The organism is Oceanibaculum indicum P24, from assembly GCF_000299935.1.
Taxonomy (GTDB): domain Bacteria; phylum Pseudomonadota; class Alphaproteobacteria; order Oceanibaculales; family Oceanibaculaceae; genus Oceanibaculum; species Oceanibaculum indicum.
Genome location: NZ_AMRL01000003.1, coordinates 208,123 through 233,664 on the forward strand (window position 1 = coordinate 208,123; position 25,542 = coordinate 233,664).

Consider the following 25,542-nt stretch of genomic DNA (forward strand, 5'->3'; position numbering starts at 1 on the left):
AACACAGTTGCAAGGACACAAAAATCAGCTGTAATTTTAATAAAAAAACACTTTGTTAACGGTTACTCTGGAATATTGTCTGTGTGGACTAGCCAGAATGAGTGACAGCCGTATGGCCAGCGAGCGATTGCCCATCAGCAGCATGATGACCGGCGCTTCTCCGGTGGCTCCGGAATCGCTGGCGCAACGGCGGCAACGCAATGCCGATTATCAGTCGATCTTCGAGCATGCGACGGTTGGCCTCTACCGCTCCTCGCCCGATGGCACCGTGCTGCGCGCCAATCCCGCCCTCGTCGCCATGAACGGCTATGAGAGCGAGGCGCAGATGATCGAAGATCTGCGAATCAACGGAAATGCCTGGTACGTCTCGCCGACCCGACGCCGCGAATTCCAGGAGGCGATGGCGGCGAACGATTCGGTGAAGGAGTTCGTCTCCGAAGTCTATCGCATGCACACGCGCGAGCGGATCTGGGTGTCCGAGAATGCCTGGACCATCCGTGACGAGAACGGCACCGCGCTGTTCTATGAGGGCGTGGTCGAGGACATCACCAGCCGCGTAAAGGCGCAGGCGGAACTGGCCAAGGCGCGCGTCGCCGCCGAGGCGGCCTCCGAGGCCAAGAGCACCTTCCTGGCCGTCATGAGCCACGAGCTGCGCTCGCCGCTGAACGCGATCATCGGGTTTTCCGAGATCATCTCCCGGCGGCTCTATGGCGACAGCGACCCGCGCTATTTCGACTATGCCGAGGATATCCGCGTCAGCGGCTCGCAGCTGCTGGCGCTGATCGAAGATATTCTCGACCTGTCGAAGATCGGCGCCGGCCACATGCATCTGCGTGAAGCCATCGTCGATACTCCCAGCATCGCCATCGGCACCGTCCGGCTGTTCGCGGCCAGCGCCCAGAAGGCCGGGCTGCATCTTTCAGCCAGCTTCCCCGAGGGCTATCCCGCACTGAACGCCGATGCCGTGCGGCTGAAGCAGGTGATGACCAATCTGGTTGCCAACGCGATCAAGTTCACGCCGGCCGGCGGCGACGTGGCCATCGGCGGCCAGGAGACCGAGGACGGGTTGTGCTTCTGGGTCTCCGATACCGGCTGCGGCATGACCAAGGAAGAAGCCGTCAGGGTGCTGGAGCCCTTTGTGCAGATCGAGGACAACATGACCCGCAGCCGCGGCGGCACCGGCCTGGGCCTGCCGATCAGCAAAGACCTGGTCGAGCTGCATGGCGGCCGGCTGACCATCGACAGCGAAAAGGGCAAGGGTACGCGCGTGCTGGTCTGGCTGCCGCGCACCCGGATCGTAGAGTAGGATTAAGAGGGCCGCGGGCTCCGCAGGTAGGGCACCAGCGCCGCCAGCAGCGCGACAGCGGCCGCCGCGAATATCCAGGCGAACACGCCTGCAGGGGCCAGACCGGCGCCAGTCGCGGTCTCGGCGATCCAGCCGAAACCCGCCGAGGCGATTGCGTATCCCAGAAACACGAAGCTGTTCAGCACGCCGAAGCCGCGCCCTCGCGCTGACGCCGGCAGCACGCCTTTGCCCTGCGTCATCAGCAGCGGGTGGATGTTGCCGATGGTGAACAGCAGCGAGATCAGCCCGACACTGAGCAGCACATCGGCCGCCGGCAGCAGCGCCAGCGCCACCGCCCCCAGGAAGGTCACCGCCAGCCAGACCGTGGCGATGGGCTTGGTGTTCCAGCGTCTTACCAGCAGCGGCACGGCGAAGGCCGACAGCAGCCCGAACAGGCTGGCGACCGTCATCGCCTCGCCGCGCGACACCGCATCCAGACCGAACACGTCGGACAGATATGGCCCGCCCCAGGCATTGCGGAAGGTGATGCCGGCGGCCAGCACCAGGCAGGCCGGGATCAGCGTCCACAGCACCGGCAAACGCAGCACGGCAAGGCAGGCCCGCGCGGTTTCCCCAGCGGTCTCCTGCGGGCCTTCGCCGATCCGCCGGTCGCGCACGAAGTGCCATACGCCCAGCATTGCCAGCAGTGTCATCGCCGCCGCCATCGCCAGCGCCGGACGCCAGCCGAACAGGTAGGTCGCCCAGCCGAGCGGCGCCGCCGCCATGAAGGCGCCCGCCGTGCCGATGGCGCTGGTCAGCGTCACCGCCTGCACGAAGCGCGGTTCCGGCAGATGGTGGGAGCAGTAGTACATCAGCCCCATGAAGATCGGCGCGCAGGCAAGGCCCAGCGCCACCTGCGCCACCACGGCGAGTGCCGCATTCGGTGTCACCGCGAACAGCGCGGCACCTACCACGCCGACGCCCAGCAGGATCGTCGTCGGCCGCCCGACGCCATAACGGTCGAAGGCGATGCCGACGGGAATCTGTGCCGCGCCGAACGCCAGGAAGAAGACCGAGGACAGCCAGCCGAAGAGGGCCGGCGTCAGATCGAGGTCGGCCATCAGCTCCGGCGCGATGACGGCCAGGAAGCTGCGGAAGAACTGGCTGAGAATGTAGGCGAAGGTCAGCGCGACGATGGCTTTTGTACTGTCCTGCACCGCCGGGACCGCCGCGTCAGCCGGCGACCGGATGGCGCGGGCGGAAGATGGTGGGCCAGGGCTGACCGTAATCCTCCAGCGCACAGGCCGGGCGCGCCACCTCCAGCCGGATCGCCTTGTTGCCGGCAAACACCAGATCGATGCGGGCCGCCCCCTGCTCCTCCGTCGCCACCAAAGTCAGCAGGTTCAGCAGCTCGTCGCGGTCCCACCGGCGGTCGATGTCGGACAGGCGGACCCGGTGCACGCCGGGGAAGGTGACGCCGCACAGCACGCGCTCATAGCGGTCGCCCTCGACCGGCTTCTCGTCCGGGCCCAGCATCTCCCAGCGGAAGCGCTGCGCCACCATGACGAACTCGCCCGGCGCATGCTCGGAGCCAGGCCGGAAGACGATGTCCTCAACCGGCACCACAGCATCCTGCAGACAGGCGGCAATCACCACCATGTCCTCCGCATCCTCGCCCCGCAATTTCAGCGGCCGGAAATCCGTCACGGCCTGCCCCCCTCTCGATCTTCCCCCCGACAGACTAACGCCTATTCCCCGGCGATGCGCGCGATATCGGCACCGCAGGCGGCCAGCTTCTCCTCCAGCCGCTCATAACCGCGATCCAGATGATAGACGCGGTTCACGATGGTCTCCCCGTCCGCCACCAGCCCGGCCAGTACCATCGAGACCGAGGCGCGCAGATCGGTCGCCATCACCGGCGCACCGCGCAGCTTCTCCACGCCGCGGATCATCGCCGAGGAATGGTGGACATTGATGTTCGCCCCCATGCGGCAGAGTTCCGGCACATGCATGAAGCGGTTCTCGAAGATCGTCTCGGTGATCATCGCCGCCCCCTTGGAGACCGTCATCAGCGCCATGATCTGCGCCTGCAGATCGGTCGGGAAACCGGGATACGGTTCGGTCATCACATCGACGCCGTCCATCGATCCATTGGCGCGGCGGATGCGGAACCCGTCCTGCATCGGCTCGATCTTCGCCCCGCCCTCTCCCAGCAGCTTCAGCAGCGATTCCAGCAGGGTCGGGCAGATGCCGGTCAGTTCCAGCTCGCCATCGGTCATCACCGCGCCGATGGCGAAGGTGCCGGCCTCGATGCGATCAGCGACCACGCGATGCTCGGCGCCATGCAGCGCCGCCACGCCCTGGATCTTCAGCGTATCGGTGCCGATACCCTCGATCTTCGCCCCCATCGCGTTCAGGCAATGGGCGAGGTCGTTCACCTCCGGCTCGCGCGCGGCGTTCACCAGCGTCGTCTCGCCCTCGGCGAGGCAGGCCGCCATCAATATATTCTCGGTGGCGCCGACGGAGACCTGCGGGAACACGAAGCGGTTGCCCTTCAGCCCCTTCGGCGCGGTGGCGTGGATATAGCCTTCTTCCAGCGAGATTTCCGCCCCCAGCGCGGTCAGTCCCTTCACATGCAGATCGACCGGCCGGTTGCCGATGGCGCAGCCGCCCGGCAGCGACACCCGCGCCTCGCCGCAGCGCGCCAGGATCGGCCCCAGCACCAGCACGGAGGCGCGCATCTTGCGCACCAGATCGTAAGGCGCGGTGGTATTGGTGATCCGCGCCGCCGTCAGATGGCCCTTGCGGGCAGCATTCTCGCCCTCGATCCGCAGATCGACGCCATGCTGCTCCAGCAGCTTGCCCATGGTGGCGATGTCGGCCAGCGCCGGCAGGTTGGACAGGCTCAGCGTCTTGTCGGTCAGCAGCGACGCCGCCATGAGGGGAAGGGCGGCATTCTTCGCGCCGCTGATCTGGATTCGGCCCTGGAGCGGGCGCCCTCCCCGGATACGGATTCTGTCCATCTGGCTTCTCGATATGAGAGGAAGGAGGATGATTACTCGGTGCCGCCGTGTTTAGCGCAGGCGCTGACCCGCCTCAACCCGACGCGGTATCAGATTTTTCGGACAGCGTGGCTTTTTTGCGACCGTCGGATTGCGGATCGGTGTTTTCCTTTGTCATATCAGCATCGCCTTTCGCCCGGGCGCGCGCCTGCTGCTTGCGGCGCATCAGATTGTCGCGCAGTGCCTGGGCCAGCTTCTGCTTCTTGTCGTCCATCCGCATCCCTCGATTGTCGCCCAACCGCACATGACACAAACAGGAAAAGGTCATATCCGCGTCACGGGGCCGTCACGCCAGCGTCACAGGCCGTCAGTATAGTCCGCGCATTCTTACCGGAGAATGACCCATGGCCGCCATTGCCGTCATCATGATCGGTGTCACCGTCGCCCTGATCGTCCCGCCGGCGGTCAAGCTGTTCTGCCGCGCCGTCGACCGCCACCTGGACGAGGCTTTCGACGCCGATCTGCGCTGGTTCTAGGCCCTTCGCAAAGGGTTGGGCAACCGTATCCTGGCCCCATCCGTGCCCTGTACGGACCGTCGTAAATTTCCCTCACATCCCTGCTTGCATGCCCCGCCCTGCTGTGGCATGTTCCGCCCGCTTTCGGGGGGATGCCTCCCCTTCAGGGCCAGCCGGCACAGCGCCGCCGCCCTCCGGATGCTGCGGTAGCTCAGTGGTAGAGCACTCCATTGGTAATGGAGAGGTCGACAGTTCAATCCTGTCTCGCAGCACCATTCTTCCTTAGAAAATCCTTGGCTTGTGGCAAATCTGCTAATTTGGCGGATTGTGCAAATGGATGCAGAACACTGCGCATTTATGCGGGGGTTCTGGGGGAAAGCTGGGGAAAAACCCAGCCATCACCCAAAATTTCCGTCACCCCCGGGCTTGACCCGGGGGTCCAGAGGTGGTGCTCAGCTTCTAGCGTTACAGAACGCGGCCCCTGGATTGCCGGGTCAAGCCCGGCAATGACAGTTTAGTGGTTACGCCTCACCCCGCCTTGGAATATTTGCCGGTGAGCTGCGGCGTGTAGGGGCCGTCCAGACCCTTCTCCTTGTGTTCCAGGCGGGTATCGCGGCCCCAGGTCCGCTTCAGGTCGTCCTGCACCTTGAAGGCCAGCCGGCCCATGCCTTCGACTTCCAGCTCCACCTTGTCGCCATCCTGCAGTGAGGACAGGCCGCGATGGTTGGTGCCGGTGGCCAGGATGTCGCCCGGCTCCAGCGTCTGCACGGAGCTCATCCATTCGATGCAGGTCGGAATGTCATGCGCCATGTCGCTGGTGTTGAAATCCTGCTTCACCGTGCCGTTCACCCACAGCCGCACGCGCAGATTCTGCGGGTCGGGCACCTCGTCCGCCGTCACCAGGAACGGGCCGATGGGCGCGAAGGTGGCGCGTGACTTCACCTGGAAGAAGCTGTTGTTGGGCGCCGGCAGCCCGCGCGCCGAGCCATCGATGAAGTTCATGTAGCCGAAGATATAGTCCTTCGCCTTTTGCGCCGGCACGTTGCTGGCGCGCTTGCCGATGACCAGCGCCAGCTCCGCCTCGCCCTCGAACACATGGGCCGGCACGTCCGGCAGCACCATCGTGTCGCCCTGGCCGATGACGGCGCTGGGCGTCTTCTGGAAGGCGTTGATGACTGGCTTTTCGGTCAGCGTGCCGTCCTCCATGTAGTTCACCGCCATGCAGACGATGGCGCCGGGACGCGGCAGCGGCGGGCGGATACGCACGCTGGCCAGCGGAATGCCCTTGCCCTCGGCGGCAGCCTTTTCCAGCTTGCCGCGATAGCTGTCGAACCGCTCGATCAGCCCGCGCATCACATCATTGGGGCCGGTGCGCGGAATATCCGCCAGCAACTCGGTCACATCGACCACCTCGTCTCCGCGCAGCACGCCCACGCGGAAATCGTCGAAATGCAGCAGTTTCATCCCATGCCTCGTCTGGTTTTTTGTCGGAAGGCCGCGCGGCCAGGACTGGCCTGCGGCGTCAGGAGTAAGGTTTCCGAAGGGGATAGTACGCCTCCGCCCGATGCCCGCAATGGCTGTTGCATCACGCCGCGTGATTCTTTTATGTTACGTTATAACGTATTATTTTAGGGGCATTTTCTAATGAACTTCCAGAGTTTGCGCGCCGGCGTCAGCCTGCTGGCGCTGATGGCCGTGCCGTTTTCCGCCGCACCCCTCGCCGCCCAGCAGGCAGAGCCCGTCACCCTGCAGCCGGTGGTGATTGAGATCGCCCCGCTGAAGAGCACGCAGGAGGAGCTGGTGGAAGGCAGCGCCGTGCTGGCCGGCGACGATCTGGAACGCCGCCGCGCGCCGACACTGGGCGAGACGCTGGCGCGCACGCCGGGCGTCGCCAACAGCGATTTCGGCCCCGGCGCCGGGCGGCCGGTAATCCGTGGCCAGGGCGCAGCGCGCGTGCGCGTGCTGCAGAACGGGCTGGACAGCTTCGACGCTTCCACCGCCAGCCCGGACCATGCCGTCGTCACCCCGATGGACTCGGCGGAGCGGGTGGAAGTGCTGCGCGGCCCGGCCGCCCTGCTCTATGGCAGTTCGGCGGTCGGTGGCGTGGTCAGCGTCACCGACGGGCGCATCCCGATGCACCGACCGAAGGATCTGGTCGAGGGCATGGCGCGCCTCGGCTTCTCCACCGGATCGAGCGCGCTGGAAGGCTTCGGTTCGGCCAGCCTGGCAGCGGGCAACAATGTCGTGCTGCATCTGGAAGGCTTCAGTAGCGATGCCAGCGACTACCGGGTGAACGGCTTCGCCAGCGAAGAAGCACGCGAGGAAGGGCTGAAGGGCAAGGTCGAGAACAGCGCGGTCGAGCGCTCGGGCGGCTCGGTCGGCGCCAGCTATCTGGGCGAGCACGGCTATGCCGGCTTCGCGGTCAGCGGCTATTCCAGCCTGTATGGCATTCCGGGCGGCCATGAACATGAACATGAAGAAGGCGAAGAGGAGGAGGAAGATCACGATCACGAGCATGGCGGCGTGCGCATCGACATGCAGCAGACCCGCTATGATGCGCGTTTCGGCCTGTACGAGCCGCTGCCTTTCCTGGAGGAAGCCAGCCTGCGCCTGGGTCACGCCGATTACCGCCATCTGGAACTGGAGGGCGACGAGGTTGGCACGATCTTCGAGAATCGCGGCTGGGAAGGCCGGCTCGACCTGACGCACAAGCCGATCTTCGGCCTGCAGGGCGTGTTCGGCGTGCAGGCCAGCCGCCGTGACTTCCAGGCGGTCGGCGAGGAAGCCTTCGTGCCGCCGACGATCACCGATAATGCCGCGCTGTTCCTGGTCGAGCGCTACGAGACCGGCCCCTGGCAGTTTACCGGCGGCGGAAGGCTGGAAAGCCAGACGGTGGAGGCCGACGGGCTGGGGCTGGAGCGCGACTTCACCGCGGTCAGCGTTTCCGCTGGCGCCAGCTACCGGCTGTCCACGGACTATACCGTCGGCGTCTCGCTGTCGCGCACCGAGCGCGCGCCGAACGCCGAGGAGCTGTTCTCCGACGGGCCGCATCTGGCGACCGATTCCTACGAGATCGGCAATACCGAACTCGGCAAGGAGGAGGCGCTGCACGCCGAGCTGTCACTGCGCAAGGTGCGGGGCCCGGTGACCGGCGCGGTCAATCTGTTCGCCACGCGCTACCGCGATTACATCTTCCGCGACTTCACCGGCGGCGAGCGCGACGGGCTGCAGGAGTTGCGCTACCGCCAGACCGATGCCGATTTCCACGGCTTCGAGGTGGAGGCCGCCTAGACCTTCCTGGACCGGCCCGGCCTCGCGCTGAGCCTGGATGGATCGCTCGACTATGTGCGGGCGGAGAACCGGGAGACCGGCGAGGACCTGCCGCTGATCCCGCCGCTGGGCTACACCATCGGCATCAACGCCTATACCAACCATGTCGATTACCGGCTGGAGCTGGCGGGCGCTGCCGAGCAGGACCGCACCGGCGCCAACGAAACCGAGACGGACGGCTATGCCTTCCTGAACGCCTCGCTGGCTTTCCGGCCGATCGCCGGCAACGACGATTTCGTGCTGCATGTGCAGGGCCGCAACCTCACCGATTCGGAAGGGCGCAACCATATCTCCCTGCTGAAAGACGAAGCCCCCCTGCGCGGCCGCGAATTGCGGGTGGTCGGAACCGTCAGGTTCTGATCGGCCCAGTGTCAGCCTTGCCGTCACCCCTTGGCGGCAAGGCCCAGACCGCGGCACCGACCAGCGCTGCCGCCAGCGGCGCCAGCGCCTGCCCCTCATCCATCGCATGCAGGGTGGCCGCACTCACAAGGCACCACAGGACCGGAACGGCCAAGGAAAGGCCGGACAGCAGGCCACGCGGCAGCAGACACAGCAGGCCCAGCGTGGCGATGGCGGTTGGGTCAGGCGCGAGGCCGGCAAGCTCCGCCTGTGCCAGCGGCCGCCCGAAGACCAGCGGCAGCAGCGGATGCAGGAAAAACCCGTAGGCGAAGAGTGCCACCCCGCCCCATTCCCGAAAGCGCCGTAGAGGCCGGGCTGGAAGGATTGCGGCCCGTGCGGCCAGCAACAACAGGATTGCTTGCGCCAGAAACACCGGCATCACATAGGGGGCTACCCAGTTGATGCTGGCATAGCGCTGCCAGAAGAACAACAGCCCCACCGCGACCCAGCCCGCCGCCAGCAAGGCGAGGCCAAGCCGGCCGGCCCGGGGCGATCCGCGCAGGGCCAGCAGCGTAATACCAAACCCCAGCAGAAGGATCAGCGGCTGTGCCGGCCACAGCGCCGCATTGTGCAGTTCGAACAGCCGCCAATAGGCGCGCGGCGCGAACAGGATGAAATCCTCCAGCCGATAGCTCGACCAGTCGGCCATCAGATATCCCGGATATGGGCGGCGATGCGTTCGCGGAACTTCTCATCCGGCAGGGGGGCGGAGGCCGCCTGCATATTCTCGCGCGCATGGTGCGGCTTGGTGGTCGCCGGGATCGCCACGGTAACGGCGGGATGCGCCAGGATGAATTTCAGGATCAGCTGCGCCCATGTTTCCGCCCCTACCTCGGCGGCCCAGCCCGGCAGCTTCTCGCGCTCCAGCCGCCGGGTCAGCGCGCCCTGCCGGAACGGCCGGTTCACGATAACGCCGATGCCGCGTTCCCGTGCCAGCGGCAGGATGCGCTGCTCGACCTCACGGTCCAGCGGGTTGTAGCTGATCTGCACGAAATCCAGCGGCTGGGTCGCCATCACCCGCTCGAACAGATCGTGCCGGCGGCCCTCCGAGGTGGTGATGCCGACATAGCGGATCTCCTTCGCCGCCTTCATCGCCTGCAACGTCTCCAGATGCGCCTCCCAGCTGAGCAGATTATGCACCTGCATCAGCTCGAAGCGCGGCACGTTCCAAAGCCGGCGGGAGCGGTTCACCTGCGCCCGGCCTTCCGCGCCGTCGGATATCCAGACCTTGTCGGCAGAGAACAGCGTCTTCGGCCTTCCCAGCTTTTCCAGACCATAGCCGACCACCGACTGGGCGGAGCCATACATCGGCGAGGAATCGATGACCCGCCCGCCGGCCTTGAAGAAGGCCTCCATCACTGCCGCACATTCGTCGCGCAGCACAGGGTCCTCGCCGACATTGAAGGTGATCCAGGTGCCAAGCCCGACAGCGGGGATCAGCTCCCCGCTCGATGGCACCGGCCGCATCAAGGGGCCCGACTGCTGCGCCATGAGGCCGTGCACGGGAAGCCCGGCCAGCGCAGCCGTGGCGGCGGCGCCCTTCAGAATGCTGCGTCTGGAGGATGTCATGGACACTCCTTTCATCATCGCTTCTCCCTCCTATTCCCTAGATGGGGCAAGGAGAGGGCAGGCAAAGGGCCTATCCGGAGAGACATCACAGTCGCTCATCGATTTACGGTTGATAGGCGTCAAAAAATCCCATAATGTCCGCTTGTCATTAAGCAATGCAGTTTTTCGACACAAAACACACATCCATTTTGTGCCGATATATTGCTTGGTGTCGTTTTGCTGAACCAATTCCAACTCGACTCGACCGCGATGCACCCATCCGGTCGAGTTTTTTTATGTGCATTTTCAAGAAGATAGAGCCTTACGGGCCGTTGTAGTGCACGCGCCCGAAGCCGCTGACGTCATAGCCGCCAAGCTGTGCTGCCCGGTCCGCGAAGTCCGGCGTACGGCAGAAGCTGAAGAAGGCCTGCACCGGCTCCGAAAACCAGCTGCGTCGCCAGACTGCGAGATCGAAACGCTCGCGCACCAGCGGCACGAAGCCCAGCCGGTACTGTGCCGCCACCGATGCCAGGCCGAGGCCGGCATCGGCCTGCCCTTCCAGCACCGCCAGCGCCACATCCTGTTCGCTGCGCGCCGGGCGCAGCCGTTCATAGGCATCGGGTGCCAGCCCCGCCTCCGCCGCCAGCCGCTCGAACAGCAGCTGCGTGCCTGCTTCCGGCTGGCGTGGCACGGTGCGGCAGCCTGCCAGGTCCGCGATGCCGGCGATTTTCCCTGGATTGCCGGCGGGCACGATCAGCCCGCGTTCACGCCAGGCCCATTCCATCAGAACCACCGGCATGGCCGGCATCCGCGCCTCGATCAGGTGGCGGTTCCAGCCCTCCGCTTCCGGTGTCGGCACATGCATGCCGCACAGCACGCCCTCGCGCCGGGCAAAGCGATCGAACCCGTCCAGGCTGCCATCGAAGAAGGAGGCCATGCCGGAGCCCGATTCGCGCAAGGCCCAGTCCAGCAGCGGGTCGTGGCTGCCCAGCGCCACCACCGGCGGGTCCGGCAGCGCCAGCCCATCATCGCCCAACTCCGTCCGGCGGGACAGCCAGGCAATCACCAGCGCCTTGGGAAACAGCAGCTTGCCGGTGACCCGCGTGAAGGGCACCTCGTTGGCGGCCGCCATCTCGTAAATCTTGCGCTCCTTCACGCGCAGGATATCGGCCAGCTCCTTGGTGGTCAGGAAATCGAGCGGTTCGACGATCTTCATGCGGCTCCGGCGGTTGCGGGCAAGGAAGTCTATTTATGCGCTATCCGGGCAGCGGGATAAACTCCGTCTCGCCCGGCACCGGCTTGAAGCGGCCGGACTTCCAGTCCTCCTTGGCCTGCTCGATACGCTCCTTGCTGGAGGAAACGAAGTTCCACCAGATATGGCGCGGCCCCTCCATGGTGGCGCCGCCCAGGAACATCAGCCGGCTGGCCTGCACGGCGCGCACCGCGATCTGGTCGCCCGGCCGGAACAGCAGCAGCGCGGGCGCGGCGAACCGGTCCCCGGCGATCTCCACCTCGCCCTCGGCCAGATAGATCGCACGGTCCTCATAATCGGCATCCAGCGGCACGGTGGCGCCGGCGGCCAGCTGCACCTCGGCATAGAACCAGTCGGACAGCATGCCGACCGGCGATTCCGCGCCGAAGGCCTTGCCCGCGATCACCCGCGCCTCAATACCGCCATCGCTGACGAGGGGCAGGCTGTCAGCGGCAAAATGCTGGAAGGAGGGCGCGACCTCCTCGCTGCCCTTCGGCAGGGCGATCCAGCTCTGGATGCCGAACAGGCCGCTGCCGCTGGCGCGCACCGCATCGGATGTGCGCTCGGAATGGGCGATGCCACTGCCTGCCGTCATCAGGTTCATGGCACCGGGGCGGATTTCCAGCGTATTGCCCTCGCTGTCGCGATGCATGATTGCGCCATCGAACAGGTAGGTGACGGTGGCGAGGCCAATATGCGGATGCGGGCGGACATCGATGCCGGTACCCGCCTTGAACAGTGCCGGCCCCATCTGGTCGAAGAAGATGAAGGGCCCGACCATCTGGCGCTTGCCATGCGGCAGCGCGCGCCGCACCTCGAAGCCGCCCAGATCGCGGGCGCGCGGCACGATCACCAGCTCCAGCGCGTCGCAGGATTTCTTGTCGCCCAGCACCGGGTCCTGTGCGTTCTGCCAGCTCATCCGCTTATCCTTCCTTATCCGGTCCGGTATCGATGATCTTCGCTGACCGGCGGATCGGCAAGCGAGAAGACCTCACCCCACGATATTGAAGCCGCCATCGACATAGTGAATACCGCCGGTCATCGCCTTCGCACCGTCGCCGACCAGGAAGGCAGCCAGCGCGCCGACATCCCCGATGGTCACCAGTGCATGCTGCGGTGCCTTTGCGGCCGCACGGTCCAGCAGCTCGTCGAAACGGTCAAGGCCGGAGGCCGCGCGCGTGCGCAGCGGGCCGGGCGACAGCGCATGCACGCGGATGCCCGACCGGCCCAGCTCCGCCGCCATGTAGCGCGCGGAGGATTCCAGCGCCGCCTTCACCGGCCCCATCATGTTGTAATGCTCGACCACCTTCTCGGCCCCGAAGAAGCTGACGGTCAGCAGCGTGCCGCCGTCACGCATCAGCGGTTCGGCGAGGCGGGCGCAGCGGATGAAGGAATGGCAGGAGACATCCATCGCCATGGCGAAACCGTCGCGTGAGCTGTCGGTGACGCGGCCATGCAGATCCTCGCGCGGCGCATAGGCGATGGAATGCAGCACGAAATCAAGGCTACCCCAGCGCTGGCCGATCTCCGCGAACACCGCGTCCAGCTGGCCGTCCTCGCGCACGTCACAGGGCAGGTAGATATCCGCCCCCAGCGCCTCGGCCAGCGGGGTGGTGAAGTCGCGCGTGCGGTCGTTGAGATAGGTCAGGGCAAGATCGGCGCCGGCCGCCCGGAAGGCGGCAGCACAGCCATAGGCGATCGAACTATCATTCGCCACGCCCAGCACCAGGCCGCGCTTGCCGGCCAGACTTCCCTTGCCATTCGGTTCCGTCATCGGATCGCCCCTCCTGTTTCGTCAGGGGAGGGTAGCAGACTCATCCGACCGAATGATGACGCAAGGCGGAGAATCAGGATTCCGGGTGTTCAGCGCGTATCCGCATGATTTCCGGCAGGGCATCCACGAAGACCGGTACCAGCGACGGATCGAACTGCCTGCCGGACTGGTCCTTCACATAGGCCACCGCGTCCTCGACCGGCCAGGCCTTCTTGTAGGGCCGCACAGAAGTCAGCGCGTCGAACACATCCGCCATCGCCGCGATCCGGCCTTCCATCGGAATAGCCTCGCCGGCAAGGCCGTTCGGATAGCCGGTGCCATCCCATTTCTCGTGATGGCTGAGCGCGATGGAACGGCCCAGCACCAGCAGGTCGGCATCGCTGTCCGCCAGGATCTCGGCGCCGATATCGACATGGGTCTTCATGACTTCCCATTCCTCGGGCGTCAGCTTGCCGGGCTTCAGCAGGATATGATCGGGAACGCCGATCTTGCCGATATCGTGCATCGGGCTGGCATGCAGCATCAGCTCGCAATCCTCCTCCGACCAGCCGACGCGTTGGGCCAGCAGGGCCGATATCTTGCTCATCCGCAGGATATGGTTGCCGGTCTCGTTGTCGCGGTATTCCGCAGCACGGCCCAGCCGGCGGACCACCTGCAGGCGGGTGCGGTGCAGCTTGGCGGTGCGTTCGCGCACCATCTCCTGCAGCATCTTGCGATGCTCGAAGGCCATCCGCTGCGCCATGCACGCTTCCAGCAGGTTGCGCACGCGCGCCATCAGTTCCGCCCGCTCGAACGGCTTGGTGACATAGTCCCTGGCACCAGCCTTGAAGGCACGCAGCATGAATTCCTGCGAAGATTGCGCCGTCAGCACGATGATCGGCGGCAGCATCGGGTCTTCAAGCGCGTTCAGCGCCGCCATGACCTTATAGCCGTCCATCTGCGGCATATTGATGTCCAGCAGGATCAGGCCGGGACGGTGCTGCCGATAGGCCTCCACCACCTCAGACGGTTTATCCAGCAGCACCAGATTGGTGTAACCCTCCATGCCGAGCATCTTCTGCAGAAGCTTCAGGTTGGTCGGCTCGTCATCGACCGCCAGGATCGGCATCGACATCAGATCCGGTATCATCATCACACGCTCCTGTTCCGGCCAAGCCGGTCATTCAACGCTTCCAGCAACAGCCGGATATCGATGGGTTTCGTCAGATACTCTTCAAAGCCGGCCCCCTTGCCCCGCTCAACATCCTTTTCCATCGCCGCCGCAGACAGGGCGAGGACGGGAATTTCCCTGGTTGCCGGGTCGGCCTTCAGCCGCGCCAGTACTTCCAGCCCGTTCATGCCGGGCATGTTGATGTCGAGCAGGATCACATCGGGCAGATGCACCTGCGCCAGATCGAGCCCGAGCGCGCCATGATAAGCCTCCAGCAGCGTTACCTGAGGATGTTTCGCCAGCGCCTGCCGTACCAGCTTCAGATTGGCGGGGTTATCCTCGATATAGAGCACCGTGCCGGCAGACAAAGCCCTGTTATGGCGCTGCTTTTCCCCGGCCACCGGCACAGGCTTCTGCAACGGCTTCTCCGCCATCGGCAATTCGACCCAGAAGGTCGTGCCGGCCCCGATCCGGCTATCGACGCCGATGTGCCCGCCCATGCCCTCGATCAGTCGCTTGGCAATCACCAGGCCGATGCCGGTGCCTTCGATCTCGCTGTTCTCCGCCCCCAGCCGGTTGAAGGGGGTAAACAGCTGATCCAGCTTTTCCGACGGAATGCCGTTGCCGGTATCCGCCACGGAAATCCGGACCATGCCATCGCCGCGCGGCAGCGCCGTCACCACGATGCTGCCTGACTGACGGTTATATTTCACGGCGTTGCTCAACAGATTGACCAGCACCTGGTTAAGGCGGGTGCGGTCGCCGCGCACGGCGATGGCGGACGGCTTGCGTGCGAACTGCACGGCGATGTCGCGATTTGCCGCCAGCGGCGTCACCAGCCCTCCGCTCTCCGCGAACAGCTCGGCAAGGCCGACATCCTCAATGGAGAGCTCGATTCGCCCGGATTCGATCCGTGCCAGATCGAGAATTTCATTGATGAGCTGCAAGAGATGCTGGCCGGAACGCCGGATCGTCCGCACGCTGTCCAGCTGGTCTTCGCTCAGCCCCTCGTCGATCTCCAGAACCTGGGCGAACCCCATAATCGCGTTAAGGGGGGTGCGCAACTCGTGGCTCATGCTGGACAGGAAGTCAGACTTCGCACGGCTGGCGGCCTCGGCCTGCTCCTTCGCCTGGACCATGTCCGTGACATCCTGGACGATACCGACCGCAAACCTTGAGGTTCCGTCCGGCCCCGGCTCGAAGCGCGCCCGTTCGTGCACATGGCGAACCGCGCCATCGGGCCGCACGATGCGATGCACCATGTCATAGATGCCGGTTTCCCTGGCCTTGGCGATGTGACGCTTCAGCCCCTCCAGATCGTCGGGATGCACCATGTCGTAGAAATTCGCGATGGTGGGCCGGAAGACAGCAGGGTCCTGGCCGAAAATCTCGTATACGACCGGGGACCAGTGGATCGAGCCGTCCGTGCCGGCGATCTCCCAATTGCCGAGACGGGCGATCTCCTGCGCCTGACGTAACAGGCCGCGCTCTTTCTGCAGCGTCCTTTCGACCTCTTTCCGTTCGGTTATATCGCGCAGCACACCGACGAAATGCGGATCATCGCCAATCCTGATCTCGGTCACCGTGATTTCCAGCGGCAGCACGGTGCCATCCTTGCGCTTTCCGGATAATTCCAGCGACCGGCCGATGATTCTGTTCTTCCCGGTTTCGGCATAGCGACGCAGGTAATTGTCATGGTTCCGGCCATGGGTTTCCGGCATCAGGATGCTGATATTCGCGCCGAGCAGTTCCTCCTGTGCATAGCCGAAAATCCGCTGCATCGCCGGGTTCAGCTCGACAATTTCCCCCTGCCTGTCGATGACCACGACCCCAGAGACCACCGAATCGACGATGTTCTTGTAGAAGCGGAGCGTGTGCTCAAAGCCCGTGCCTTGGCCCCCTTGCTGCAATGCCCCTGAGGGATGTGAGGGATGCCGCTGCGCCTGCGGGTGAACATGGTCGCCTGGAAATGACATCGGGGTTGTGCCTGCCTATCTTTGATAAAATGCAAATTAAAAGTCAGGCATTAAAAATCGATTAAGCCCACAGCCGATTACCGCTGACCTGCCGGAAATTCGTTTGGCAAAGCACACCGCCCTCACTAAGGTGCGCTGGCGTTTGCGGGGAAAAACGGTCTTGACCAAGGGCTTGCAGAACAGAACGGCACGGGCCGAGCAGTCGTGGCGGTTACTGACCGCCGCGTTGCTGGTCGTGACGCTGTTCGCCCAGTCGCTGCTGCCGTTCTTCTATGCCGCTGAGGCCAGAGCCAGCCAGATCGAGGGCAAGGCGCAGACCTTCATGGTCTGTACCGCCGAGGGCTACAAGCTCATCCGGGCCGGCGATGCGACTGACCCCGGCGACAGTGGGCAGGTTCTGCATTGCCCGCTCTGCCTCGGCGCGCAGCAGCTCGCGATCCTGCCCCCGCCAGCCCCGAACACCCTTCCCGCCCTCAGCGAAACCGCGCTGCGGCTGCGCCCGGCCCCGGATGCCGGCCGCCCTGCCGGAATTGTGCTGCGCTGGCCGGAAGCCCGCGCCCCACCCGCCATCGTCTGATCGACCTGAAAACCACAACAAGGCGCCGGCTTCGATAAAGCCGCGCGCTGTCGATCCCATACGATGGAGTTAATCCTCATGCGTAACGCATTCCGCGTCGCGGCCCTGTGTGCCGCGACCGCTGCCGGCATTTCGGCGGCTTCCGCCCCCGCCGGCGCTCATGCCGTGGTGGAGCCGAAGCAGGCCCCCGCCGGCAGCTACCAGAAGGTCACCGTCCGCATCACCCATGGCTGTGACGGTGCGGCGACCAACAAGGTCATCGTCGTGCTGCCCGAGGGCATCCTGACCGCCCGCCCGCAGGCCAAGCCGGGCTGGCAGGTCGAGTTCCTGAAGGAGAAGCTGGCCGAGCCGGTGCCTGCCGGCCACGGCAAGATGCTGTCCGAGCGGATCGTCCAGGTGATCTGGAGCGGCAACAGCCTGCCGGACTGGCAGTTCGACGAATTCGCCCTGTCGCTGAAGCTGCCGGCGGGTGCAGCCGGCACCGTCCTGCCCTTCGTGACCGTGCAGGAATGCGATGGCGGCAAGTCCTGGCACTGGAGCGCCGAACCGGGCACCCACACCCATTCGCATGGCCCGGGCATGGATATGGGCCCCGCCCCCGTGCTGCGCCTGACGGAAGGAAAGTAAGACCATGAACCGCACTTACCACAGCCTCCTCCTGGCCGGCGTGATGACGCTCGCTGGGACGGAAACCTTCGCCCAGACCCAGGGCCAGACCCAGACCCTCTCGCCGATCCGCATCGAGGTTCCCGCACCGGCCCAGAGCCTGACGCAGCCGACGGCGGAACAGGCGAAGCAGAAGATCGAGCAGGTGCCCGGCGGCGTCGATCTGGTACCCGCCGAGGAGTTCCGGGACGGCCGCGCCGCCACGCTGAAGGACGCGCTGGACTATGTGCCGGGTGTGTTCATCCAGCCCAAGTTCGGCGAGGATTCCCGCCTGTCGATCCGGGGCTCCGGCCTGGCCCGCAACTTCCACCTGCGCGGTGTGAAGCTGCTGCAGGACGGCGTGCCGGTCAGCCTGGCCGATGGCAGCGGCGACTTCCAGGAGATCGACCCGCTGAACATCGACTATATCGAGGTGTTCAAGGGGGCCAACGCGCTGCGCTATGGTTCGACGGCGCTGGGCGGGGCAATCAATGTCCACACCCCCACCGGCCGCGACCTTGACGGTGTGCTGACCCGTGCCGAGATCGGCAGCGACGGCTATCGCCGCGGCCAGATCGCCGGCGGCCAGCATGGCGCGGACTGGGATGCCTATGCCACTGTCACCACCATCCAGCAGGACGGCTACCGCGACCATACGGAACAGAACAACCTGCGCTTCAACAGCAATATCGGCCTGCGCCTGTCGGACCGGGCCGAGACCCGCTTCTTCATCGCCTATAACGATATCGACCAGCAGATCGCCGGTTCGGTCTCGCGAGACCAGGCGCTGAACGATCCCCGGCGTGCTGCCGCCGGCAATCTGGCGCTGGACTACAAGCGGGACATCGAATCGATCCGCCTTGGCAACCGCACCTCCATCGCGCTGGCCGACGGCACGGCCAGCTTCGGCGGCTATTTCGTCAGCCGCGAGCTGATCCACCCGATCTTCCAGGTACTCGATAACACCGTGCTGGATTACGGCGTGTTCGGCGAGTACGAGACCGAGGGTCAGGCCTTCGGCCTGAAGCAGGATTATGTGCTGGGCCTGCAGCTGGGCCGGGGCACCACCGACAATCTGCGTTATACGAACGTCTCCGGACAGAAGGGCGCGCTGCGCTACCAGTCCGAGGACACCTCGCAGAATGCCGACCTGTATGGCGAGGCCCGCACCTGGGTACGCTCCGACCTTGCCGTCATCCTGGCGGCACAGGCCGGCTACGGCACCCGCGAGGTGGAGGACAAGTTCCTCTCCGACGGCGATGCCAGCTTCGACAAGAGCTTCACCAGCTTCAACCCGCGCCTCGGCCTGCTGTGGCAGGCGGCGCCGAACTGGCAGCTCTTCGGCAATCTGTCGCGCAGCACGGAACTCCCGACGCTGAGCGACCTCAGCCCGACCGCGACCGCCCCCATCGGCAATGTCGATCCGCAGACCGCCGTGACGCTGGAGATCGGCACGCGCGGCAGCCAGGGCCGCTTCACCTGGGATGTCGCGGTCTATCGCGCCTGGATGAAGGATGAAATCCAGTATTTCACCGCCGCCAACGGGCAGAGCTACGCCCAGAACGCCGACAGCACCATCCATCAGGGGCTGGAGCTGGGGCTGGATGTGCGGCTGCTGGACGATCTGTTCACCGCCACCGGCGGCGACAGCCTGACCCTGCGGCAGGCCTATACCTTCAGCGACTTCCGCTTCGACGGCGATGCGGTCTATGGCGACAACAAGCTGCCGGGCGCGCCGCGTCACTTCTACCGGGCGGAGCTGCGCTACGACCATCCGGCCGGCTTCTATGCCGGGCCGAATGTCGAATGGGTGCCGGAAGCCTATTACGTCGATAACGCCAACACGACCGAGACCGCATCCTACGCGCTGCTCGGCCTGAAAGCGGGCTACAACGACCCGGCCGGCTGGTCGCTGTTCATCGACGGCCGCAACCTGACCGACGAGCGCTATATCGCCTCGGCCAGCGTTTCGACCACAGCCACCCCGGCCTCGGCGGTATTCGAACCTGGCTTCGGCCGGGCCGTCTATGCCGGCGTGCAGGTGCGCTGGTAACTCTGCCATGCTTCGGCCGTCCCCGAATTACCGGGGGCGGCCAAGCCTCTATGGTGAGACGGATTTTCCCGCTACAGTCCGCCTCCCATGCTTTCCGATCTTTCGTCTCACGCGCCCGAAATCCTGATTGTCGCCGCCGTCTTCCTGCTGGCCGGCGCGGTGAAGGGCGTCATTGGCATGGGGCTGCCGACCATCGCGCTGGGTCTGCTGACCGCCACGGTCGGCCTTGAGACCGCGATGGCGCTGATCCTGGCCCCGGCCATCATCACCAATATCTGGCAGGGCTTCGTCGGTGCCCATGTGCGCGAGGTGTTCAGCCGGCTCTGGCCCTTCTTCGTGCCGGCAACGCTGACCATCTGGCTGGGCGTGGCGCTGGCGCAGATCTGGCCGGCCGCCCTGCCGGTGGCCTTGCTGGGCGGCGTGCTGATCGCCTATGGCGTGCTGGGCCTCGCGAAGCCTGCCCTGCACCTGCCGCCGCGCCATGACCGCTGGGTGGCGCCGCTGGCCGGCGCGCTGAACGGCATCTTCTCCGGCCTGACCGCCACCTTCGTGATTCCCGGACTGCTGTATCTTCAGGCGCAGAATCTGAACCGCGACCAGATGGTCCGCGCGCTCGGCCAGCTGTTCGTGCTGTCCACCGCCATGCTGGCCCTGGCGCTGGCCTTCTTCGGCAGGCTGCCGCCGGAGGCCAGCCTGGCCTCGCTGCTGTCCGTCCTCCCCGCGATTGCCGGCATGGTGGCGGGCAGCTGGCTGCGCCGCCGCCTGTCTGAGGCCGCCTTCCGCCGGGTGTTCTTCACAGCGCTGATCGCCCTTGGCGCCTACCTGCTGCTGCCGGTCCTGTTCTAGCTCCTCTGGCCCGAGGTCTGGACCCGGCAGGCTGGGATGCGTAGAACAGGGGCATGACATCCAAGACTGACCTGTTCCCGATGCCGCCCGCGCAACACACCGCCGAGGGCGACATCCGCCATGTCGGCGTCGAACTGGAGATGGGCGATATCGACATCGACAGCCTGTCCCGGCTGGTGGCCGACCATGTTGGCGGCACGGTCGAGAAGCGCAGCCGCTATGTCCATACCGTCACTGGCGACCCTGCCGGCGACTGGGAGGTGGAGCTGGATTTCGCCTATCTGAAAAACAAGACCGAGGCTCCCGCCGACGATCTGGGCGAGCTGGCCGAGGATATATTGCGCTTCGGCGCGGAACAGATCGTACCGCTGGAGATCGTCAGCCCGCCCCTGCCGATCGACCGTTTGCAGGAAGTGAACGAGCTGATCGACCGGCTGCGTGAGGCTGGCGCCAGCGGCACCGGCGGCGGCCTGTCCTATGCCTTCGGCCTGCATCTGAACCCGGAGACTCCGGCAACCGATGCGGCGACGATCACGCACCACCTGCAGGCCTTCCTGTGCCTGTTCGACTGGCTGAAGAAGCGCGCCAAGGTGGATATGACGCGCCGGCTGACGGCCTATATCGCCGCCTATCCGGCGGATTATGTGCGCCTCGTCGTCGATCCCGCCTATACGCCGGGCGAGGCCGACCTGATCGACGATTACCTGGCATTCAACCCGTCACGGAACCGCGCGCTCGACATGCTGCCGCTGTTTGCGCATCTGGACGAGAAGCGGGTGCGCGCCAAGGTGGCGGACAAGCGCGTGAGGAGCAGGCCGACCTATCACTACCGCCTGCCCAATTGCGAGATCGACCGGCCCGGCTGGGGCATTCACGAGGCCTGGGCCGACTGGGTGATGCTGGAGCGGGTGGCCGCCGAGCCGGAGAAACTTGCCGCCCTGTGCACCCTCTTTCAGACTTTCCTCGACGAGCCCTTCGCCCTGTTCAACGAGGGCTGGGCGGAACGTGTGGACCGGTGGCTCGGCGAACACTTTCCCCGCTGATCGCCGTCACCGGCCCACGGCGTGGCGGCAAGGCGCCGCGCCTGCTGGTGCATCTGGCGATCCTGCTGGCCGGCGGCCGGCCCGTTCACCTGCGTCCGGGCGGCCCGCACAGCCATGACATGACCAACTATGACGGCGTGGTCATCACCGGCGGGCATGATATCGACCCGGTGCTCTATGCCAGCCAGTCCGAGGTCGTGCCGAAATACGACAGCGAGCGGGACAAGCTGGAATCCGACGTGATCGACGATGCGCTGGCGCGCGGCCTGCCGCTGCTCGGCATCTGCCGGGGCGCGCAGCTGCTGAATGTCCGGCTGGGCGGCACACTGTTCCAGGAGCTGCGCTCGCGCCGCAAGCAGACCTCCAACCGCTGGACCATCCTGCCGCTGAAGACCCTGCTGATCGAGGCCGACAGCTGCCTGCGCGAATTGCTGCGCGGCCAGCGCGTGAAGATCAACAGCCTGCACAATCAGGGCATCGATGTGCTGGGCGACGGGCTGATCGTCTCCGGCCGCGACCTCGACGGTATCGTGCAGGGCATTGAGGCGCCCGGCCAGCGCTTCCTGATCGGCGTGCAATGGCATCCGGAATTCCTGATCTTCCAGGCCCGCCAGCGCCGGCTGTTCAAGGCGCTGGTGGAGGCGGCGAAAACCCACAGGCAAAACGCTGGCTCGCAGATGCCTTGCGAGGGCATCGGCTGAACCGCCGGCGCGGGCGCTGCGTATAGAGCTGTGTCCCGCCCGAAGCAGACAGGCTGATCATGTCCGAGGAGTTTTCCGAAAACGCTGTCGCCGTGGTGATCGGCGCTGGCGGCGGCATCGGTGCCGCCCTGCTGGACAATCTCCGCCAGCGCGGCGGGTTCGGTCAGGTGCTGGGGCTGGGCCGGAGCAGCGAGCCGGCGCTCGACCTGCTGGACGAGGCCAGTATTGAGAATGCCGCACAGCATGTTGCGGCCCTTCCCGGCGAACTGCGGTTGCTGTTCGATGCCAGCGGCTTCCTGCATGGGCATGGCTTCCAGCCGGAAAAAAGCTGGCGTGACCTCGACCCCGCGCATCTCGCCCATAATTTCACGGTGAACGCCATCGGCCCGGCGCTGCTGATGAAGCATTTCCTGCCGCTGCTGCCGCGCAAGGGCAAGGCGGTCTTCGCCACGCTCTCGGCCAAGGTCGGCAGTATTGGCGATAATAATCTCGGCGGCTGGTACGGCTATCGCGCCTCCAAGGCGGCACTGAACCAACTGGTCCATACCGCCGCCATCGAGCTGAAGCGCAGCCGCCCGCAGGCAATCTGCGTGGCGCTGCATCCGGGCACGGTGGATACGCAGCTATCGGCCCCCTTCTCCAAATCCGGCCTTGCCGTTCGGCCGCCGGAGGAGGCGGCCGCCGACCTGCTGGCGGTAATCGACGGGCTGATGCCGGAGCAAACCGGCGGCTTCTTCGATTATCGCGGCGATCCGCTTCCCTGGTAGCACCATGCCGCGCATGCGCAAGAAAGCCGACCTGCCCTCGAAGATTTGTCAGACCTGCGGCCGCCCCTTCGCCTGGCGCAAGAAATGGCGCACGGTCTGGGAGGAGGTGAAGACCTGCTCCGACCGCTGCAAGGGTGATCTCCGCCAGAAAGCCAGATCATGAGTAGCAGCCTGCGCATCGTGCTGGGCGACCAGCTGAGCCGCGACCTTTCCGCACTCGACGGTCTCGACCCCGCCCGCGACGTGGTGCTGATGGCCGAGGTGGCGGATGAGGCGACCTATGTCCCGCATCACAGGCAGAAGATCGCCTTCATCCTGTCGGCCATGCGGCACTTCGCAGCGGAACTGCGGGCCGAAGGCATCACCGTCGATTATGTGAGGCTCGACGATCCGCAGAATACCGGTAGCTTCACCGGCGAGGTAAAGCGCACGGCGGCACGGCACAAGCCGGCGCGGATCATCGTGACCGAACCAGGCGAATGGCGCGTGCTGCAGGCTATGCGCGGCTGGGAGGGTGAAACCGGACTTTCCGTCGATATCCGCGAGGATACGCGCTTCTTCGCCAGCCGCCGGCGCTTTGCGCGCTGGGCCGCGGACCGGCGCAGCTACCGCATGGAATTCTTCTACCGCGAAATGCGGCGCGAGACCGGCATCCTGCTAACACCGGATGGTGAGCCGGAAGGCGGGCACTGGAACTATGATGCGGAGAACCGCAAGCCGCTGCCCATAGGCTACACCCTGCCGAAACGGCAGCGTTTCGCGCCGGATGCGACGACGCGGGAGGTGCTGGACCTCGTCGCCCGGCGCTTCCCCGACAATTTCGGCGATCTGGAGCCGTTCGGCTGGGCGGTGACGCGGGCGGATGCGCTGGCGGCGCTGGAGGATTTCCTTGCCCACTCTCTCCCCCGCTTCGGCGATTATCAGGACGCGATGAAGCGGCAGGCCCCTTTCCTGCATCACGGGCTGATCGCGCCCTATCTGAATATCGGCCTGCTGGGCCCGCGTGAGGTGTGCGCCGCTGCCGAGGCGGAATATCGCGAAGGCCGCGCGCCGCTGAACGCGGTGGAGGGCTTCATCCGGCAGATTCTCGGCTGGCGGGAGTATGTGCGCGGCCTCTACTGGCACCGCATGCCGGACTATGCGGAGAGCAACGCGCTGGACGCACACCGCCCGCTGCCCTGGTTCTACTGGAGCGGCGAGACCAGGATGAACTGCCTCAGCGAGGTCATTGGCCAGACCCGCCAGCACGCCTATTCCCACCATATCCAGCGGCTGATGGTGACCGGCAATTTCGCATTGCTGGCCGGCATCGACCCGAAGCAGGTGGAGGAATGGTATCTGGCCGTCTATGCCGATGCCTTCGAATGGGTGGAACTGCCCAACACCCATGGCATGGCGCTGTTCGCCGATGGCGGCATCATGGCCAGCAAGCCCTATGCGGCGTCCGGCGCCTATATCGACCGCATGTCGGATTTCTGCGGCAGCTGCGCCTATAAGGTAAAGCAGAAGAGCGGCCATGAGGCCTGCCCCTTCAACTATCTCTACTGGGCCTTCCTGATCCGCAACGAGAGGGTGCTGAAGGGCAATCCGCGCCTCGCCATGCCCTACCGCACGCTGGCGAAATGGCCGGCGGAACGGCTCAGCGCCATCACCCGCGAGGCGGAAAGCTTCCTCAACAGCCTCGACGCCTCTTGACCTTCCCGTTGCGGGAAGCCCTATCTCGGAACGATCCGACAGGAAAGGAGAGAGGAATGGCGTTGTTCAAGGTGACCGGCATGAGCTGCGGCCATTGCGTGAAGGCAGTCGAAAATGCCGTGCATGAAGCAGCCCCGCAGGCGACGGTCAGCGTCGATCTGGCCGCCGGGACGGTGCGCACGGATGGTATCGCGCCTGACGCCGCAAAGGCCGCCATTGAGGAGGCCGGCTATGAGGTGACGGACACGCTGGAAGCAGCGTGACGATGAATCGGAACCGCTGGCTCGCCCTCGGCGCCCTGTTGCTTCTTGTGGCCGCCGGCGGTGCCGCCTGGCAGGTCGTCGTCCCATCCCCGGCCTCTGGCGCCCTGCCGCCCATAGATCCCGGCGATACGGAACAGGTCGCGCTGGGGCGCGATGTCTATGCCGCGCAATGCGCCGTCTGCCATGGCGCACGGCTGGAAGGCCAGCCGGACTGGCAGGTACGCCTGCCTAACGGGCGCCTGCCCGCCCCGCCGCACGATGCCAGCGGCCATACCTGGCACCATCCCGACAGCCAGCTTTTCGCCATCACGAAATACGGCATCGGCCCCTTCGCGCCGCAAGACTATCAGAGTGACATGCCAGCCTTCGAGGGGGTGCTGAGCAACGCCGAGATCGCCGCCGTGCTGGCCTTCATCAAGAGCACATGGCCGCGGGAAATCCGCCAGCGCCATGACAGCCTTAACCGAAACGCAATAAAGTAAATACAGCGCCAGTTTTCTTAATGAAAACGAGTCACCCCAAGAAACATATCACGATTTATTTATAGTACAAATAAAAACAATCATTACACACTATCGGAATAAGTAACTATACAAATTCAAATATTCAACGCCATGTTGTTGACATTATTCAAGGTTCGTGCATAATTACCCTTGGGTATATATGGAAATATCCCTTTGGAAGATTGAATTCTGAAAAATCCGCCATGCTCTGGCGGATT

General features: G+C 65.1%; 27 protein-coding genes and 1 tRNA gene. 16 read left to right on the forward strand and 12 right to left on the reverse strand.

All coding sequences use genetic code 11. The features are described 5' to 3' along the window. The first annotated feature begins 97 nt into the window (after positions 1–97). On the forward strand, positions 98–1,306 hold the full coding sequence (locus tag P24_RS04390; protein ID WP_202802354.1) for a PAS domain-containing sensor histidine kinase: 1,209 nt from the start codon (positions 98–100) through the stop codon (positions 1,304–1,306). A 2-nt stretch (positions 1,307–1,308) separates the two neighbouring features. Here the strand turns inward: P24_RS04390 and P24_RS04395 are convergent, their stop codons facing one another. From P24_RS04395 to P24_RS04410, 4 genes are all read right to left on the reverse strand, one after another. Next, positions 1,309–2,502, reverse strand: a complete 1,194-nt coding sequence (locus tag P24_RS04395; protein WP_008943495.1) for an MFS transporter — start codon at positions 2,500–2,502, stop codon at positions 1,309–1,311. Between the two features lie 16 nt (positions 2,503–2,518). Continuing rightward, positions 2,519–2,992, reverse strand: coding sequence for a DUF2948 family protein (locus tag P24_RS04400; RefSeq protein ID WP_008943496.1), 474 nt, complete (start codon positions 2,990–2,992; stop codon positions 2,519–2,521). 41 nt (positions 2,993–3,033) lie between these two features. Then, the gene (murA, locus tag P24_RS04405; protein WP_008943497.1) at positions 3,034–4,308 is read right to left on the reverse strand and encodes a UDP-N-acetylglucosamine 1-carboxyvinyltransferase; all 1,275 of its coding nucleotides are present in this window, start codon (positions 4,306–4,308) and stop codon (positions 3,034–3,036) included. Positions 4,309–4,381: 73 nt separating this feature from the next. After that, positions 4,382–4,561, reverse strand: a complete 180-nt coding sequence (locus P24_RS04410; protein WP_040706506.1) for a hypothetical protein — start codon at positions 4,559–4,561, stop codon at positions 4,382–4,384. Positions 4,562–4,691: 130 nt separating this feature from the next. On the opposite strand from P24_RS04410, the gene P24_RS20610 reads away from it, so the two are divergent. Both P24_RS20610 and P24_RS04415 read left to right on the forward strand, forming a co-directional pair. Then, positions 4,692–4,823, forward strand: a complete 132-nt coding sequence (locus P24_RS20610; RefSeq protein WP_272943346.1) for a hypothetical protein — start codon at positions 4,692–4,694, stop codon at positions 4,821–4,823. Between the two features lie 179 nt (positions 4,824–5,002). Next, a tRNA-Thr gene (locus P24_RS04415) sits at positions 5,003–5,077 on the forward strand. Positions 5,078–5,330: 253 nt separating this feature from the next. Here P24_RS04415 and P24_RS04420 read toward each other — a convergent pair. Then, positions 5,331–6,266, reverse strand: a complete 936-nt coding sequence (locus P24_RS04420; RefSeq protein ID WP_008943498.1) for a fumarylacetoacetate hydrolase family protein — start codon at positions 6,264–6,266, stop codon at positions 5,331–5,333. A gap of 180 nt (positions 6,267–6,446) precedes the next feature. Between P24_RS04420 and P24_RS04425 the strand changes: the two genes are divergently transcribed. Together P24_RS04425 and P24_RS20690 are read left to right on the forward strand one after the other, a co-directional pair. Beyond that, the gene (locus P24_RS04425) at positions 6,447–8,093 is read left to right on the forward strand and encodes a TonB-dependent receptor (protein ID WP_008943499.1); all 1,647 of its coding nucleotides are present in this window, start codon (positions 6,447–6,449) and stop codon (positions 8,091–8,093) included. 54 nt (positions 8,094–8,147) lie between these two features. Then, complete coding sequence (locus P24_RS20690) at positions 8,148–8,492, forward strand: TonB-dependent receptor (protein WP_008943500.1); 345 nt, start codon at positions 8,148–8,150, stop codon at positions 8,490–8,492. Here P24_RS20690 and P24_RS04430 read toward each other — a convergent pair. From P24_RS04430 to P24_RS04460, 7 genes are all read right to left on the reverse strand, one after another. After that, positions 8,482–9,180, reverse strand: coding sequence for a DUF6064 family protein (locus tag P24_RS04430; RefSeq protein ID WP_008943501.1), 699 nt, complete (start codon positions 9,178–9,180; stop codon positions 8,482–8,484). The two genes, P24_RS20690 and P24_RS04430, sit on opposite strands and share 11 nt — an antisense overlap. After that, a complete protein-coding gene (locus P24_RS04435) occupies positions 9,180–10,100 on the reverse strand; it encodes an aldo/keto reductase (protein ID WP_008943502.1) in 921 nt (306 codons plus the stop codon). Before P24_RS04435 ends, P24_RS04430 begins: the two co-directional genes overlap by 1 nt. A 301-nt stretch (positions 10,101–10,401) precedes the next feature. Beyond that, positions 10,402–11,295, reverse strand: a complete 894-nt coding sequence (locus P24_RS04440; protein WP_008943503.1) for a helix-turn-helix transcriptional regulator — start codon at positions 11,293–11,295, stop codon at positions 10,402–10,404. Positions 11,296–11,335: 40 nt separating this feature from the next. Next, a complete protein-coding gene (locus P24_RS04445; RefSeq protein WP_008943504.1) occupies positions 11,336–12,250 on the reverse strand; it encodes a pirin family protein in 915 nt (304 codons plus the stop codon). A 72-nt stretch (positions 12,251–12,322) separates the two neighbouring features. Beyond that, positions 12,323–13,105 carry an enoyl-ACP reductase FabI gene (gene fabI / locus P24_RS04450; RefSeq protein ID WP_008943505.1) on the reverse strand — a complete coding sequence of 261 codons (783 nt, stop codon included), beginning with the start codon at positions 13,103–13,105 and terminating at the stop codon, positions 12,323–12,325. A gap of 73 nt (positions 13,106–13,178) precedes the next feature. Continuing rightward, complete coding sequence (locus tag P24_RS04455; RefSeq protein WP_008943506.1) at positions 13,179–14,237, reverse strand: HD domain-containing phosphohydrolase; 1,059 nt, start codon at positions 14,235–14,237, stop codon at positions 13,179–13,181. Further along, positions 14,237–16,165: a PAS domain-containing hybrid sensor histidine kinase/response regulator gene (locus tag P24_RS04460; protein ID WP_008943507.1), complete on the reverse strand. Its 1,929-nt coding sequence runs from the start codon at positions 16,163–16,165 to the stop codon at positions 14,237–14,239. The genes P24_RS04455 and P24_RS04460 overlap by 1 nt, the downstream gene beginning before the upstream one ends. Positions 16,166–16,391: 226 nt before the next feature. Here P24_RS04460 and P24_RS04465 point away from each other — a divergent pair, with 226 nt between their 5' ends. The 11 genes from P24_RS04465 (at position 16,392) to P24_RS04510 (ending at position 25,303) form a co-directional block, all read left to right on the forward strand. Further along, positions 16,392–16,808, forward strand: coding sequence for a DUF2946 domain-containing protein (locus P24_RS04465; RefSeq protein WP_156816170.1), 417 nt, complete (start codon positions 16,392–16,394; stop codon positions 16,806–16,808). Positions 16,809–16,886: 78 nt separating this feature from the next. Then, positions 16,887–17,435 carry a YcnI family protein gene (locus tag P24_RS04470; protein WP_008943509.1) on the forward strand — a complete coding sequence of 183 codons (549 nt, stop codon included), beginning with the start codon at positions 16,887–16,889 and terminating at the stop codon, positions 17,433–17,435. Positions 17,436–17,439: 4 nt separating this feature from the next. Continuing rightward, positions 17,440–19,506, forward strand: a complete 2,067-nt coding sequence (locus P24_RS04475) for a TonB-dependent receptor family protein (RefSeq protein WP_008943510.1) — start codon at positions 17,440–17,442, stop codon at positions 19,504–19,506. A gap of 87 nt (positions 19,507–19,593) precedes the next feature. Then, positions 19,594–20,352, forward strand: coding sequence for a sulfite exporter TauE/SafE family protein (locus P24_RS04480; RefSeq protein ID WP_008943511.1), 759 nt, complete (start codon positions 19,594–19,596; stop codon positions 20,350–20,352). Positions 20,353–20,405: 53 nt separating this feature from the next. Continuing rightward, on the forward strand, positions 20,406–21,395 hold the full coding sequence (locus P24_RS04485) for an amidoligase family protein (protein WP_008943512.1): 990 nt from the start codon (positions 20,406–20,408) through the stop codon (positions 21,393–21,395). Further along, entirely contained in the window at positions 21,368–22,096 is a 729-nt protein-coding gene (locus P24_RS04490; protein WP_008943513.1) for a gamma-glutamyl-gamma-aminobutyrate hydrolase family protein, read from the forward strand. Before P24_RS04485 ends, P24_RS04490 begins: the two co-directional genes overlap by 28 nt. A gap of 59 nt (positions 22,097–22,155) precedes the next feature. Beyond that, entirely contained in the window at positions 22,156–22,863 is a 708-nt protein-coding gene (locus tag P24_RS04495) for an SDR family NAD(P)-dependent oxidoreductase (RefSeq protein ID WP_008943514.1), read from the forward strand. A gap of 13 nt (positions 22,864–22,876) precedes the next feature. Beyond that, positions 22,877–23,026 (forward strand): DUF2256 domain-containing protein, encoded by a 150-nt coding sequence (locus tag P24_RS19620; protein ID WP_202802355.1) that lies wholly within the window; start codon positions 22,877–22,879, stop codon positions 23,024–23,026. Then, on the forward strand, positions 23,023–24,558 hold the full coding sequence (locus tag P24_RS04500) for a cryptochrome/photolyase family protein (protein WP_008943516.1): 1,536 nt from the start codon (positions 23,023–23,025) through the stop codon (positions 24,556–24,558). The genes P24_RS19620 and P24_RS04500 overlap by 4 nt, the downstream gene beginning before the upstream one ends. Before the next feature lie 56 nt (positions 24,559–24,614). Then, positions 24,615–24,821: a cation transporter gene (locus tag P24_RS04505; protein WP_008943517.1), complete on the forward strand. Its 207-nt coding sequence runs from the start codon at positions 24,615–24,617 to the stop codon at positions 24,819–24,821. 2 nt (positions 24,822–24,823) lie between these two features. Further along, a complete protein-coding gene (locus P24_RS04510; protein WP_008943518.1) occupies positions 24,824–25,303 on the forward strand; it encodes a c-type cytochrome in 480 nt (159 codons plus the stop codon). The last annotated feature ends 239 nt before the right edge of the window (positions 25,304–25,542 follow it).

Coding starts and splice junctions, on each gene's coding strand:
- P24_RS19620 (WP_202802355.1), top strand. CDS start 22,877: ATGCGCAAGAAAGCCGACCTGCCCTCGAAGATTTGTCAGACCTGCGGC.
- P24_RS04470 (WP_008943509.1), top strand. CDS start 16,887: ATGCGTAACGCATTCCGCGTCGCGGCCCTGTGTGCCGCGACCGCTGCC.
- P24_RS04480 (WP_008943511.1), top strand. CDS start 19,594: ATGCTTTCCGATCTTTCGTCTCACGCGCCCGAAATCCTGATTGTCGCC.
- P24_RS04440 (WP_008943503.1), bottom strand. CDS start 11,295: ATGAAGATCGTCGAACCGCTCGATTTCCTGACCACCAAGGAGCTGGCC.
- P24_RS04410 (WP_040706506.1), bottom strand. CDS start 4,561: ATGGACGACAAGAAGCAGAAGCTGGCCCAGGCACTGCGCGACAATCTG.
- P24_RS04455 (WP_008943506.1), bottom strand. CDS start 14,237: ATGATGATACCGGATCTGATGTCGATGCCGATCCTGGCGGTCGATGAC.
- P24_RS04390 (WP_202802354.1), top strand. CDS start 98: ATGAGTGACAGCCGTATGGCCAGCGAGCGATTGCCCATCAGCAGCATG.
- P24_RS04435 (WP_008943502.1), bottom strand. CDS start 10,100: ATGACATCCTCCAGACGCAGCATTCTGAAGGGCGCCGCCGCCACGGCT.
- P24_RS04485 (WP_008943512.1), top strand. CDS start 20,406: ATGACATCCAAGACTGACCTGTTCCCGATGCCGCCCGCGCAACACACC.
- P24_RS04475 (WP_008943510.1), top strand. CDS start 17,440: ATGAACCGCACTTACCACAGCCTCCTCCTGGCCGGCGTGATGACGCTC.
- P24_RS04445 (WP_008943504.1), bottom strand. CDS start 12,250: ATGAGCTGGCAGAACGCACAGGACCCGGTGCTGGGCGACAAGAAATCC.
- P24_RS04500 (WP_008943516.1), top strand. CDS start 23,023: ATGAGTAGCAGCCTGCGCATCGTGCTGGGCGACCAGCTGAGCCGCGAC.
- P24_RS04420 (WP_008943498.1), bottom strand. CDS start 6,266: ATGAAACTGCTGCATTTCGACGATTTCCGCGTGGGCGTGCTGCGCGGA.
- P24_RS04425 (WP_008943499.1), top strand. CDS start 6,447: ATGAACTTCCAGAGTTTGCGCGCCGGCGTCAGCCTGCTGGCGCTGATG.
- P24_RS04430 (WP_008943501.1), bottom strand. CDS start 9,180: ATGGCCGACTGGTCGAGCTATCGGCTGGAGGATTTCATCCTGTTCGCG.
- P24_RS04495 (WP_008943514.1), top strand. CDS start 22,156: ATGTCCGAGGAGTTTTCCGAAAACGCTGTCGCCGTGGTGATCGGCGCT.
- fabI (WP_008943505.1), bottom strand. CDS start 13,105: ATGACGGAACCGAATGGCAAGGGAAGTCTGGCCGGCAAGCGCGGCCTG.
- P24_RS20610 (WP_272943346.1), top strand. CDS start 4,692: ATGGCCGCCATTGCCGTCATCATGATCGGTGTCACCGTCGCCCTGATC.
- P24_RS04505 (WP_008943517.1), top strand. CDS start 24,615: ATGGCGTTGTTCAAGGTGACCGGCATGAGCTGCGGCCATTGCGTGAAG.
- murA (WP_008943497.1), bottom strand. CDS start 4,308: ATGGACAGAATCCGTATCCGGGGAGGGCGCCCGCTCCAGGGCCGAATC.
- P24_RS04510 (WP_008943518.1), top strand. CDS start 24,824: ATGAATCGGAACCGCTGGCTCGCCCTCGGCGCCCTGTTGCTTCTTGTG.